General features: G+C 36.2%; 13 protein-coding genes and 1 other RNA gene. 12 read left to right on the plus strand and 2 right to left on the minus strand.

All coding sequences use genetic code 11. From position 1 onward, the window contains the following. Positions 1-137: 137 nt before the first annotated feature. From IV87_RS11140 to IV87_RS10210, 6 genes are all read left to right on the plus strand, one after another. Positions 138-287, plus strand: coding sequence for a hypothetical protein (locus tag IV87_RS11140; protein WP_164481578.1), 150 nt, complete (start codon positions 138-140; stop codon positions 285-287). A 51-nt stretch (positions 288-338) separates the two neighbouring features. Next, positions 339-710, plus strand: a transfer-messenger RNA (tmRNA) gene (gene ssrA, locus IV87_RS10965). 212 nt (positions 711-922) lie between these two features. Next, the gene (locus IV87_RS10195) at positions 923-1,117 is read left to right on the plus strand and encodes a hypothetical protein (RefSeq protein ID WP_057807944.1); all 195 of its coding nucleotides are present in this window, start codon (positions 923-925) and stop codon (positions 1,115-1,117) included. Between the two features lie 13 nt (positions 1,118-1,130). Further along, entirely contained in the window at positions 1,131-1,955 is an 825-nt protein-coding gene (locus IV87_RS10200) for a DNA/RNA non-specific endonuclease (protein WP_057807946.1), read from the plus strand. Between the two features lie 228 nt (positions 1,956-2,183). Continuing rightward, positions 2,184-2,897, plus strand: a complete 714-nt coding sequence (locus IV87_RS10205; RefSeq protein ID WP_057807948.1) for a hypothetical protein — start codon at positions 2,184-2,186, stop codon at positions 2,895-2,897. Between the two features lie 228 nt (positions 2,898-3,125). Next, positions 3,126-3,626, plus strand: a complete 501-nt coding sequence (locus IV87_RS10210) for an NUDIX hydrolase (RefSeq protein ID WP_057807950.1) — start codon at positions 3,126-3,128, stop codon at positions 3,624-3,626. On the opposite strand, the gene IV87_RS10215 is transcribed toward IV87_RS10210, so the two are convergent. Next, entirely contained in the window at positions 3,623-4,081 is a 459-nt protein-coding gene (locus tag IV87_RS10215) for an NUDIX hydrolase (RefSeq protein ID WP_057807952.1), read from the minus strand. The genes IV87_RS10210 and IV87_RS10215 overlap by 4 nt on opposite strands. 238 nt (positions 4,082-4,319) lie before the next feature. On the opposite strand from IV87_RS10215, the gene IV87_RS10220 reads away from it, so the two are divergent. Both IV87_RS10220 and IV87_RS10225 read left to right on the plus strand, forming a co-directional pair. After that, positions 4,320-5,042 (plus strand): response regulator transcription factor, encoded by a 723-nt coding sequence (locus IV87_RS10220; RefSeq protein WP_057807954.1) that lies wholly within the window; start codon positions 4,320-4,322, stop codon positions 5,040-5,042. Positions 5,043-5,050: 8 nt separating this feature from the next. After that, on the plus strand, positions 5,051-6,517 hold the full coding sequence (locus IV87_RS10225) for a sensor histidine kinase (protein ID WP_057807963.1): 1,467 nt from the start codon (positions 5,051-5,053) through the stop codon (positions 6,515-6,517). 108 nt (positions 6,518-6,625) lie between these two features. Here IV87_RS10225 and IV87_RS10230 read toward each other — a convergent pair whose 3' ends face one another. Continuing rightward, on the minus strand, positions 6,626-7,492 hold the full coding sequence (locus IV87_RS10230) for a class II fructose-bisphosphate aldolase (RefSeq protein WP_057807955.1): 867 nt from the start codon (positions 7,490-7,492) through the stop codon (positions 6,626-6,628). Between the two features lie 397 nt (positions 7,493-7,889). On the opposite strand from IV87_RS10230, the gene IV87_RS10235 reads away from it, so the two are divergent. The 4 genes from IV87_RS10235 to IV87_RS10250 all read left to right on the plus strand — a co-directional run bounded on the left by IV87_RS10235 (position 7,890) and on the right by IV87_RS10250 (position 12,138). Next, positions 7,890-8,759 carry a GRP family sugar transporter gene (locus IV87_RS10235; protein WP_057807957.1) on the plus strand — a complete coding sequence of 290 codons (870 nt, stop codon included), beginning with the start codon at positions 7,890-7,892 and terminating at the stop codon, positions 8,757-8,759. 431 nt (positions 8,760-9,190) lie between these two features. Then, positions 9,191-10,546: a glucose-6-phosphate isomerase gene (locus IV87_RS10240; protein ID WP_057807959.1), complete on the plus strand. Its 1,356-nt coding sequence runs from the start codon at positions 9,191-9,193 to the stop codon at positions 10,544-10,546. A 194-nt stretch (positions 10,547-10,740) separates the two neighbouring features. Next, complete coding sequence (locus IV87_RS10245; RefSeq protein ID WP_057807961.1) at positions 10,741-11,073, plus strand: toxin-antitoxin system HicB family antitoxin; 333 nt, start codon at positions 10,741-10,743, stop codon at positions 11,071-11,073. 231 nt (positions 11,074-11,304) lie between these two features. Continuing rightward, entirely contained in the window at positions 11,305-12,138 is an 834-nt protein-coding gene (locus IV87_RS10250) for an SPFH domain-containing protein (RefSeq protein ID WP_057807965.1), read from the plus strand. Positions 12,139-12,469 lie beyond the last annotated feature (331 nt).

Below are 12,469 nucleotides of genomic sequence, written 5' to 3' on the forward strand. Positions count from 1 at the left end.
TTACTTCGGACATTATCATTTGTGAATGACAGTTGGGGAATAAATCCGAGTTTAACAGTTGACAATTATATCGGCAGCCCTTATTATTGGTACCTAAGATTAGGTTTTAAATGCGAAGAGTCATGGAGGATTTTACAATGAGAAAAACCAAAAATGCGTTATTAGAATATTTATTGAAAAATGTCCAGAATGCGGATCTTGTCAACAAACTGTTGGTTACAATGGTTTCTCGTGGTCAAATTGCCTTGATTCCAGCAACTAATTCTACTTCACAATCACGTAAATAAGCGAGTTAATTGCTTTTGTAGGTGGTTGTGATATAGTAAAACTGTTGTTATGGGGTCGTTATGGATTCGACAGGTATAGGTTGAGTTCGGATTGCGTTTCGTAGGTTACGTCTACGTAAAAACGTTCAGTTTAAATTATAACTGCAAAAAATAATAACAATTCTTACGCTTTAGCTGCTTAATAACAGCTTAGTGTAGATCTGCCTGGCATCGTCCATGTGTTAGATACAGGTCTTAAATTTAGTGGACTTACGCAAGTTGCTCCCATCTGAAGTGACTTGAAGAGACTAATCAGATTAGCTGATCAAGAGAACCCTGACATACGGTGTTTTGGTTAGTGAAATTTAAATAGTATGCCTATGAACGTAGATATCTGGGTGGCAATATGCTTGGACGCGGGTTCGATCCCCGCCGGCTCCATTAAGTGAATATGATAGATGTGAATAGTCTTCAGAATGCCGGTTTTATGCGGTTTGTTCTGGAGACTATTTTCATTATAAATATTTGTTCAGTTCAAAATAAGATTCACCAGAAAGCTAATTCATGATTGACAACAGATGAAATTCTCAATATCATTAACTAGCTGTTCATTTTAAACTAGTGGCGCAGTTATTTTTGTTTAAGGAGCGTTTTTTATGGCCTATCGTGTAAAAGATACGAAAAATAATAAATTTATTTGGACTTATTTAGATTTAGTGGAAGTTAGTGTTTCTGAGAAAGATGCAACAAAATTTGAAACCTATGAAGAGGCGTCAGACTATTTAGAAATGGCAAAGATCTTAGTCAAAAATACTGATGAACGGTATTCATTTGTCATCGAAGAAATTTAGTGAGGATTAAAAATTGAAAAAAAGAAAAGCTACTAATTGGCTGGTAACTTTATTCGTAATTATTGCTGCATTGTTGGGTGTCAATCGACAATCGGTCAAGAATTATATCGATCAAGAATTGGGACAAAATTTATCTGAGCAGATTAAAACAACCAATAAAAACAACGGTATTCAAAATGTTAAAGATGATAATTTACGTAATTTGACATTTAAAAGTGGAGGTACCGCGTATTTAAAAGTAAATGGTAATAAAAGTACTTTGAGTACAGCTGCTTGGAAAATAAATAAAATAAGTTATGGCAGTTTAGACAACTTGAATCGAACAACTATGGTAACTGGTTATTTGGAACGACGTAATTTGGTTCGATCAAGCACACGTACTAGTCAAGATTGGCGACCTACAGGCTGGCATCAAAAGGCAGTTAGTATTAATGGCCGGCGAATTGAGATACTTAACCGTGGGCATCTCCTAGCTTATTCAATTACTGGTAAATTTAATAAGGACGGCCAATATGATGTTAATGAGTTAGGATCGCTGGACAATCCTAAAAATTTAGCAACCCAAACGGAATTTAGTAATCAAAAAACTATGCAAATTTTTGAGGAAAAAGTTCGCAATGTTTTGGAAGTAAATAAAAAAGTGATTTATCAGGTTTCAACTGTTTTTAAGAATAAGGACTTAATGCCAATTGGTTATCATTTACAGGCATTATCAACAGATAAATCACTTGATTTTAACGTGTTTGTTTGGAATGTCGAACCGGGGATTAAATTTGATTATGCAACTGGACGTTCTAGGATTGATCGGTCAATGAAAGTAAGTGACTCAACTGAATAGTTATATAACAGTGGAGGCTTGAAAAAGGTTTCTACTTTTTTGATTAAACGTAAGAAATAGTGCCTTGAAATATTAGTTGGTTAATATTAACTAACTTCCAGGGAAGACATCGTGCTTGTTGATTTGAAAAACACGGAATAGTGTGTTAGCCTTTTCATCGAAACCGATAATGTCAGTTATCAATGTTTACAATATTAGTTACAAAATTTTTTTGGGGGGAATTAAGATATGTTAAATAAAAAAGGTTTAGTTGGTATAGTTTCAGTGGTAGCAATTTCATTATTTATGAATTTTGGTAGCGTAGCAGATGCGGCTACCACGAGTGCAAGCTCAAATAATTCGTCTGACTCAGAAAGTATCGATAGTTCAGAACAAGGAGCCACAATGAAGGATCCAACTTCGAACATAAAAATAACAGTGGAAAAAGCATCTTCTTCAAACATGAATAACTCGTCTCTAGATTCTTCTGAAAATGATGCGAGAGTAGAAAGTCTTGAAAAAGGCGCCACCATGAGAGACCCAAGTTTTTATATGGAAGAAAACAAAAAAACGCACGTAATCAGATGGAGCAGAACGCCGTTTCCAAAGTCAATGGAATCTTCTGATTGGGTTGGCCTTGATAGCATAGATGATTCATCTTCAACATCTTCGAATAATAAGGATGATGCTCAAGCGGATAGTAAGGCAGATAAAACAAAGACCGTTACAAATGCTAATACTACAAGCACGATAAACAAAACGAGTGTTGTTGCTAAAAAAGCGAATAAAACTAGTACGCTAAAAAGCACTTCTAACAAAGATATTTCTAGTAAATCAAGCGTTTTACCACAAACATCTGAAAAGAATGGTAGTTTCGTATCAGTAATTGTGGGTATATTATTATTCTCTGTGTTTACGCTTTGGACTTTTAAGTATGAGTTGATAAGTAAACATAAAATGTAAATCGAACGTACAAAGAGTTGCAATATTCCTCTACGTGTTATCAAATAGACTATGTATTAATTTGTTTGATAAATGTGAAGGAACTTTTTTTATTTCCTTTACAATAGAGACTGATCGTTCAAGCATGAGCTCCATGTCTGTAGCTAATTGAAGTAGGTTTTATGTGATTACGACGTTATTTTTGGTTAATCAGTATATCTAGTTGTTAACTGAGGGAGGATAGAACACATGGCTAAAAAATATCATCGGGCTTTTGGGGTTTATGGCATTATTGCCAGTAATGACAAGTTAGTAGTTATTAAGAAAAATGGGGGTCCGTATATTAATCGTTATGATTTACCCGGTGGCAGTTTAGAAGATGGGGAATCATTGGATAAAGCAATCTATCGAGAAATTAAGGAAGAAACGCATTTACAGCCTCAAAAGATTAGTCAGCTTGGTACAATTAGTTTTAAGTATCCTTGGCATTATAAAAGATGGAAATACAATCAACATATTTGTGTTTTCTATCGAATTGAAACTTGGCAAGGCAATCTTGCCGAACAAGTTGCGCAATTTGTGGGACAAGACTCAATGGGTGCAGAATTGTTATCAATAACGAGTTTAAACGAAAAAAACGCTTCTCCTTTAGTGTTAAAGGCAAAAGCGGTTATAGAGCATAATTTTAGTTTTAAACCAACAGATCAAGCTTTTTCTGAATGGAAAGTTTTACAAACACCAGTTTTTTAAGAAATATCTTGCCAGTATTGAATGGTTTCAGGTAGTTTATCGTAGTCTTTAAAAACATTCGGTTTTAGGTTAGCCAATTTTAGTTCCGAAAAAGATTGCCAAACCAGCGGTCTTTTTTTGTTGGTGTGAGAAGGTATCTTATCGTTGGTTTTTAATAGATATAATAGAACGATTTGTTGAAAACTTTCTGCTTGAGAGGGCATTTGATGTTCAATAACCCATAACAAGCGTTCAACGTGGGCATGAATGTGAAGCTCTTCAAAGAATTCTCGTTGGATGGCATCTTGAGATGATTCACCGAATTTCACGCGACCGCCAATAAAAACAAAGTCTGCTTGAGGATCGGTTGTTTCCGAAACCAAGTAGTTCTGATTATGTTCAAGTAAACCAGCGGCCCGCAAGTTAAATTTGAATTTTCCTTTAGAAAAAACAATATCATTTAAATCAGGATTCATAAAAATTACCTCTCTTTAGTAGTGAGTAACGGTTTAAGTTTACCTCAATAATTAAAATTTAGTTCAAAATTTGAGTAGTTACCATGGTTGTTTTCGATAAATAACGTTTTATTTAAACTTAATATAGGAACGATATGATAAAGATCAGAACTTATTAAAAAATTTAAAACGTTCCTAGGTTTAATGTAAGGATTGAATTATACTAGGATCATGGAGAAATTTATAAAGAGGGGTACGTATGAAAATTTTAATGATCGAAGACAATAAATCAGTATCTGAAATGATGGGGATGTTTTTCAAAAAAGAACAATGGGATGCTTCCTTTGCTTATGATGGGAATGAAGCTGTTGAAATGTTTAAGAGTGCTCCTGATGATTGGGATATGATCACCCTTGATTTGAACCTTCCTGGGAAGGATGGTATGGCGGTCAGCTCAGAGATTCGCCAGATTTCGCAAACAGTGCCAATTATCATGTTAACGGCACGTGATTCTGAAAGTGATCAAGTGTTGGGTTTGGAAATGGGCGCAGATGATTATGTAACGAAACCATTTAGTCCGATTACTTTGATTGCGAGAATTAAGGCCCTTCATCGTCGTGCACAGATGGGGACGACGAATTCTGCCGATGAAGAGAATACGCAACAAACAAATTATGATGTTGAAACCGGTAATTTCAAACTGAGTTCTTCAACTAGAGAAGCTTACTTGGATGGCAAATTAATTCCGGATTTAACACCTAAAGAATTTGATTTGCTGAAAACATTGGCACAGAAACCAAAACAAGTCTTTTCTCGTGAACAGTTATTACAACTAGTTTGGAACTATGAATTTTATGGGGACGAACGGACAGTTGATGCGCATATTAAAAAACTACGTCAAAAGATAGAAAAAGTTGGACCACAAGTCATTCAAACAGTTTGGGGAGTCGGCTATAAGTTCGACGATAGTAAGGAGAACTAGGTATGAAATTGAAACTCCTGTATCAGCAAATGTTGGCCTTTTTTGCGGTTATTTTTACGACCGTAATTATATTTGGTTTGGCCTTTATTCAGTTTTCCAATCGAATGGTTTATCAAGATACATGGAAACAACTTGAGAGCTATGCTGACAGTGTTTTTCAACAATCAATTGTGGTTAATTCTAATGGTGAGTTTGAAGGCATTCAAATGGCAGGCTTGGAAAACAGTGAGCGACTTTTGGCTAATCAATCCATTCATTTCACTATTTATAATAAACAAAACACGATTGCGTATCCCAAGACAGGAATTTCACCAAACATAAGTAAGAGTCAGTGGACCAAATTAAAGGCTGGCGAAACCTTAACTACGAAATCCGATCGCCGTTTTAATCAAGCAGGTAACAGCCGAACACAATCAATGACGGATATTATTAAGCCTTATCGTAATGAAAGTGGCGAAATTATTGCGGTTGTTTCCGTTGGTTCCCCAGTAGCCAATATTCAGTCTAATATGCGAAAAATTCAACATAATCTATTGATTGCCTTTCTTATTTCTGGTTTAGCAGCGATTGTGATTGCTTACGGATTAGCAAAATATTCTGTTTCGCGAATTGATCGCATTCGAAAAGCTGCGCATAAAATTGGCGAAGGAAACTTTGATATTACAGTTCCAACTAAGGGAAACGATGAAATTGATGGCTTGGCATCTGATTTCAATCACATGACTAAATCACTTAAGGCTTCAAATGAGGAAATTAAACGCCAAGAGCAACGACGACGGGAATTTCTGGCGGATGCAGCGCATGAAATGAGAACGCCGCTAACAACGATTAATGGACTTTTAGAGGGCTTGACGTATGATGCAATTCCGGAGGAGAGTAGAGAAGAAAGCCTCCAGTTGATGAGCAATGAAACCAAACGGTTGATTCGATTGGTAAATGATAATCTGGATTACGAAAAAATTCGTACAAATCAAATCATCTTGAATCGGCATGAAATCAACGTTCACGAAGTGGTGAATAATTTAGTTGAACAGCTGCAAAAGAAAGCTAATGAAGCTAAAGATCAGTTTATTACGCAAGTTTCTGATAAAGTAACGGTCTATGCGGATTATGATCGATTTGTGCAGATTATGTTTAACATTATGCAAAATTCAATTCAGTTTACAACCGGTGGCACTATTACGATTACAGCTCGCAATGATGCTGATAAGAATTGCATCATTTCAATTAGTGATACCGGTATTGGTATGTCTGAAGATCAAATGAAAAATATTTGGGAACGCTATTACAAAGCTGATGCTTCCCGGAAGAATACGAAATATGGTGAATCAGGGCTAGGAATGGCTATTGTTCATCAACTTGTAAAAGCACATAAGGGAACGATTAGTGTTGCTAGTGAGTTAGGTAAGGGAACCACATTTACTGTGCAGTTACCTTATGAAGAACCCAAAAATGAAAAGAAATCTCTGAAATAATAACTATGAATACAAAAAGCGACGTTGAAAAATAATTCAACGTCGCTTTTATTTTAATGTACAAAAAAACAGAAATTCGATTGAATTTCTGTTTTGATATTAGCTAGATTATTTAGCAGCTGGAGTACCGAACCATTCGATACGGCTTTCAACTGTGTCTTTAATAGCTTTTGTACCAGGTGCAAGTAATTTACGAGGGTCATAACCTTTAATATCATTTTGGTCATGTCCTTCTTCAATATACTTACGAGTTGCAGCTGCGAAAGCCATCTGGCATTCAGTGTTAACGTTAACCTTTGCAACACCCATTGAAATAGCTTTTTGGATTTGTTCCTTAGGAATTCCTGAACCACCATGTAAAACAAGTGGAGTAGAAATTACGTCAGCTAATTCTTGGAGACGTTCGAACTTCAAGCCCTTCCAGTTTTCTGGATATTGGCCATGGATATTACCAATTCCACAAGCAAGGTAATCAACACCAGTTGCGGCGATTTGTTTAGCTTCTTCAACATCAGCTAATTCACCTTCACCAATGATACCGTCTTCTTCTCCACCAATTGAACCAACTTCGGCTTCAACAGACATACCCTTAGCATGTGCCAACTTAACGATTTCCTTAGTTTTTTCTAAGTTTTCTGCAAATGGTAAATCATGACCATCAAACATAACAGAGTTGTAACCAACTTCGATACATTCTTTAGCAGCTTCGTAGTTACCATGGTCTAAATGCATGATAACTGGAACTGTGATGTTCATTGACTTCATAGTTTGTTGAACTAAGTTTAAGCAAAGTTCATAGCCGCCCATGTATTTAGCAGCTCCCATAGAAGTTTGGATCAAAACTGGTGTGCCCTTTTCTTGAGCAGCGCCAAGAATTGCACGTGTCCATTCCAAGTTGTTAGTGTTAAAAGCACCAACTGCATAGTGACCTTTGCGAGCTTCAGCAAAGATTTCGTTACCATTAACTAATGACATAAATAAAATCCTCCCAAAATATATTACAACGATGTGTAAAAGGTTGCATTAAACGAACATTTCCATTTTAACACATTTGTTTCTGAAAATGCAGATCAATTTTTGACCTTCTTCTATGGGAGAAACAGAAAGTGATAGAAATTTAAAAATTACGAATAAAAGATAAAAGTAAAAACTGAATTGATAAAAAAAGGTCCGTTTTTTGGACTAGGCCAATATTTTTGTGTACGAAAAATAAGTAGCTTAAAGTGTACTAATAGCAACGATTATCAATTAATTAGATTACTATATCAATTAAATTTAATAATTTATCACTTGTAAAAACGGTTACTATCCTGTTAAAATGTTTCTTTGTCTTGGTATGACGTTAATTTAGAGAGAATAAGGAGAATTTATAATGGGTATCATAATTGCACTGATCCCAGCAATTGCTTGGGGAAGTATTGGACTTGTGTCAGGCCGTTTGGGCGGGTCGGCACCTCAACAAACTTTAGGGATGACAATGGGAGCCGTTGTATTTGCGGTATTTACTTGGTTTTTATATCAACCAACGCTATCATCTAAAGTTTGGATTGCAGGTATTATCTCAGGTTTGTTTTGGGCAGTTGGACAAGGCATGCAGTTTACTTCAATGAAAAAAATTGGTGTTTCAAAAACTGTGCCACTTTCAACTGGACTACAGCTCGCTGGAAATGCACTTGCCGGTGTGTTAATTTGGCATGAGTGGACAACCGGTAAAATGATCACAATGGGAACCGTTGCGGTTATTGCTTTGATTACTGGTGCGACTTTCACATCTTTGCGGGATAAAAGTGATAAAGAACATAATAAAGATGAAGATATGAGTGCCGGAATTCGAGCACTTGTTATCTCAACGATTGGTTATATCGGCTATACCTTAGTTGTCCGTTTTGCAAACGTAAATGCTAAAGCCGTTATTTTACCACAAGCAATTGGGATGTTTGCTGGTGCTGTTGTCTTTGTGTTTATTTCTAAGGCAGCTGTAACAGCATTCAAAAATGGCCATACTTGGGCAAACATGATTACTGGATTAGTTTGGGGCATTGGTAATATCTTTATGTTCCTGGCAATTCCAAGCGTAGGTCTTGCAATTAGTTATTCTTTGGCACAGGCCGGAATTGTAATTTCAACATTTGGAAGTATTTGGTTGTTGGGTGAACATAAAACACATCGTGAAATGCAATACGTTATTTTTGGATCTGTCTTGATTATTATTGGCTCAACCTTGTTAGGATTAATGAAATAGAATGAAACATTATTAAAACAGTAGAAATACTGCTTTTTTTATACATTTTTTGCGTTAATATAGGTGAATAGGGGGATAGATGTTAGCTAATAAAACTAAAATTAATTGCTTAGCAAGACATCTAAATTGGTATGATGAAAAATATATTTACAGTAAGAAATATCGTAATTATTGTGTATTTGATTTTAATTTGGGCTGGGCTTTTAGATGGCAATGGTGTTTTATCAATTTTATTAAAGGTGATTTTAACGTTATTTATTATTTTTGAGTTAGTTCAAACGTTTCATAAATCGGTTAATACAAAGTAATTTCTAAATTTAAGTTGATCTATATTTCTGATGTGGGTCAATTTGGTTACGCTTCAAATTTTAGTAATCGGGTGTATAATAAATCAGTGGAACATTAAAAATACAAAGTGAGGTAAAAAAACAATGGCACATATTTCGTTTGATGGTTCAGCTGTTTCAAAATTTGTTCATTATAATGAGCTTGCTGAAATGCAACCACTTGTTACTGCAGCAGATAAGGAATTACGTGAGGGTACAGGAGCTGGCAATGACTTCCGTGGTTTCATTGATTTACCAGTAGACTATGATAAAAATGAGTTTGCTCGTATCAAGTCAGCAGCTAAAAAGATTCAGAACAATTCTGAAGTCTTTGTTGCAATTGGTATTGGTGGTTCATATTTAGGTGCACGTGCTGCAATTGATTTTCTTGGAAATACATTTTACAACTTACTTCCTAAAGAACAACGTAATGGTATTCCCCAAGTGTTCTTTGCAGGAAATTCAATTAGCTCAACTTACTTAACTGATTTGGTTAACTTGATTGGCGATCGTGATTTTTCAATCAACGTTATTTCTAAATCAGGAACAACTACTGAACCTTCAATTGCATTCCGTGTTTTGAAGGAGAAGTTAGTTGCTAAATATGGTAAAGATGGTGCTAAGGAACGAATCTTTGCAACAACTGACAAAGCAAAAGGTGCTTTGAAGACTGAATCTGATGCAGAAGGTTACGAAGAATTTGTTGTGCCTGATGATATTGGTGGTCGTTTCTCAGTTCTCTCTGCTGTTGGTTTGTTACCAATTGCTGTTGCTGGCGGCGACATTGATCAATTAATGAAGGGTGCTGCTGATGGTCGTGATGCTTATAAAGATCCCGACGTTACAAAAAATGACGCATACAAGTATGCTGCTTTACGTAATATCTTATATCGTAAAGGCTACACAACCGAATTATTAGAGAACTTCGAACCAACATTGCAATACTTTGGCGAGTGGTGGAAACAGTTAATGGGTGAATCAGAAGGAAAAGACCAAAAGGGTATTTATCCTTCATCAGCTAACTTCTCAACTGATTTACATTCACTTGGTCAATACATTCAAGAAGGCCGTCGTAACCTTATGGAAACAGTTGTCAACGTTGACAAACCTAACCATGACTTGAACATTCCTAAGGAAGAGAAGAACCTTGACGGACTTAAGTATCTTGAAGGCCGAACTATGGATGAAGTTAATAAGAAGGCTCATCAAGGAGTTACTTTAGCTCATAATGATGGTGGCGTTCCTGTTATGAATGTCAATATTCCTCAACAAGATGCTTACACATTAGGCTACTTAATTTACTTCTTTGAAGCAGCTGTTGGTATTTCTGGTTACTTGAACGGGATTAACCCATTCAACCAACCTGGTGTCGAAGCTTATAAGAACAATATGTTTGCTTTACTTGGCCGTCCCGGCTATGAAGCACAAACAAAAGAACTTAACGAACGCCTTGGTAAATAAGGCTTTGTAAAAACTCTTTAAAAACAAAAAAGTCCTGCAAAACTGACAAATGTTTCTTCATGTGAAGATTCGCATATTTGGTAGTTTTGGGGGACTTTTTTATGCCAAATTTTAATAACTATTGGTTGACTTTTGGACAAAATTTCTTTACTATTATGGTGATATCAAGTTGATATTAAGTGAGGTGACCAGGCTTGGCGAATGACCAAAAGGATAAACGCTTCTTATTACGCTTAGATCAGGCTTTGTATGATCGATTAGCCTTGGAAGCAAATCGAGCTAATCAAAGTGTGAATATGTATATTGTCAGTTTATTATCAGAGAATCATGGTACAAAGAGTTTTGAAAATCGACAGATAATTGGTCAAACCGTTTCTGGAGCGGATGTTAATATGGACAATGGTCTTGTACTGGTTTCTGGAATTTATTATCGTTACTTAATTAATGATAATTCAGAGGTTGATGATAAAGCAAAATATGCTGTGATTGAAGCAAATGGAAACATTTTGACCTTGCAAAAAATTTAAGCCATTGGGGGAGATAGGATGGCAAATCATCAAACGCATTCGTTTGGATTTTGGGGACAGATGCAAGCTGCGATGAACGGTGATTATATGAATCAGTATCAAAAAGCTCAACAAGATGCAGTTAAGAAGCGACAAAAATCAACGCAGAAGTTGGCCGATCAGGATGAAAAAATTACCCAGAGCAAACCAGAAAGAACGGTTCATGCACGGGTAAAACGGAGGAGTTTTAACATGCCATTTGGACTTAGAATTGTACCACAAAATAATCGTGGGTTAGTTGAAACGTTAGGTAAATACAAGCGGAGTGTGGAACCAGGATTTCATTTTTACTGGCCATTTTTCCAGAAAATTAGACCTGTAAGTTTAGCAATGGAACCTTTAGCCCTACCAAATTATTCAATTATCACTAAGGATAATGCGGATGTTTCGGCTAGTTTAACCTTAAACTTTCATATAACGGATCCTGTGAAATATCAGTATGAAAATACCGATTCAGTTGAATCCATGGCACAGTTAGTTCGTGGACATTTGCGTGACATTATTGGTCGGATGGACTTAAATGAGGCATTAGGATCAACCGCCAAAATTAATCAAGAGTTGACATTAGCAATTGGAGATTTAACCAACACCTATGGAATTAATGTGGATCGAATCAACATTGATGAATTGACACCTTCGCGTGCGATTCAAGAAGCCATGGATAAACAGTTGACTGCCGATCGTGAACGCGTGGCAACAATTGCTAAAGCTGAAGGGGAAGCTAAGTCAATTGAGTTAACAACCAAGGCCAAAAATGATGCCTTAATGGCTACTGCCAAAGCTGAAGCTGATGCAACTAAAACGCGTGCCAATGCTGAACGTTATCGAATTGATACTGTGCAGGCCGGATTGGCTGAAGCAACTGATAAGTATTTCCAAAACCAGTCGATCAATGCGTTTTCAGATTTAGCAAAATCAAATACAAACATGGTTGTGGTGCCATCTGACAGTTCTGACGAGTTCGGTAAGATCCCAGTAATTGGTAAATTGCTGGGAACGAGAGACGACCAGAAGCATAATTTATAAGACTAAAGGTTGAAAGTATCAAAATCACTTCAATAACTGATGTTAAACGACTTAGCCTATAAAAATAGTCTAAAATACCGTCTTCCAGCAAATTTGGGCTGGAACGTAGTGGGCACGACTTAGAGCCGAAATTCACGTCTCTAAGTTCGGCCTTTATCTAAGCGAAACCCGCTAAGATAAATGTCACTACTGAGCCCATTTGCTTCCAGACTAAGTCTAATCTTTGCAATCAACACATCGATATAAAAGTTATTATATCAGCGTTACTGAGCATTATTGAAACATCAACCGTTCTTAGTACGGAGGCGATTGGTCTCAGGGGTGAAATTAT

The sequence above is a fragment of the Pediococcus ethanolidurans genome (genome assembly GCF_001437405.1).
In the GTDB taxonomy this organism is placed as follows: Bacteria; Bacillota; Bacilli; order Lactobacillales; family Lactobacillaceae; genus Pediococcus; species Pediococcus ethanolidurans.

Excerpts from the sequence above, each read along its gene's own strand:
- IV87_RS10220 (WP_057807954.1), top strand. The coding sequence starts at position 4,320 with ATGAAAATTTTAATGATCGAAGACAATAAATCAGTATCTGAAATGATG.
- IV87_RS10250 (WP_057807965.1), top strand. The coding sequence starts at position 11,305 with ATGCCATTTGGACTTAGAATTGTACCACAAAATAATCGTGGGTTAGTT.
- IV87_RS10240 (WP_057807959.1), top strand. The coding sequence starts at position 9,191 with ATGGCACATATTTCGTTTGATGGTTCAGCTGTTTCAAAATTTGTTCAT.
- IV87_RS10205 (WP_057807948.1), top strand. The coding sequence starts at position 2,184 with ATGTTAAATAAAAAAGGTTTAGTTGGTATAGTTTCAGTGGTAGCAATT.
- IV87_RS11140 (WP_164481578.1), top strand. The coding sequence starts at position 138 with ATGAGAAAAACCAAAAATGCGTTATTAGAATATTTATTGAAAAATGTC.
- IV87_RS10215 (WP_057807952.1), bottom strand. The coding sequence starts at position 4,081 with ATGAATCCTGATTTAAATGATATTGTTTTTTCTAAAGGAAAATTCAAA.
- IV87_RS10230 (WP_057807955.1), bottom strand. The coding sequence starts at position 7,492 with ATGTCATTAGTTAATGGTAACGAAATCTTTGCTGAAGCTCGCAAAGGT.
- IV87_RS10210 (WP_057807950.1), top strand. The coding sequence starts at position 3,126 with ATGGCTAAAAAATATCATCGGGCTTTTGGGGTTTATGGCATTATTGCC.
- IV87_RS10235 (WP_057807957.1), top strand. The coding sequence starts at position 7,890 with ATGGGTATCATAATTGCACTGATCCCAGCAATTGCTTGGGGAAGTATT.
- IV87_RS10195 (WP_057807944.1), top strand. The coding sequence starts at position 923 with ATGGCCTATCGTGTAAAAGATACGAAAAATAATAAATTTATTTGGACT.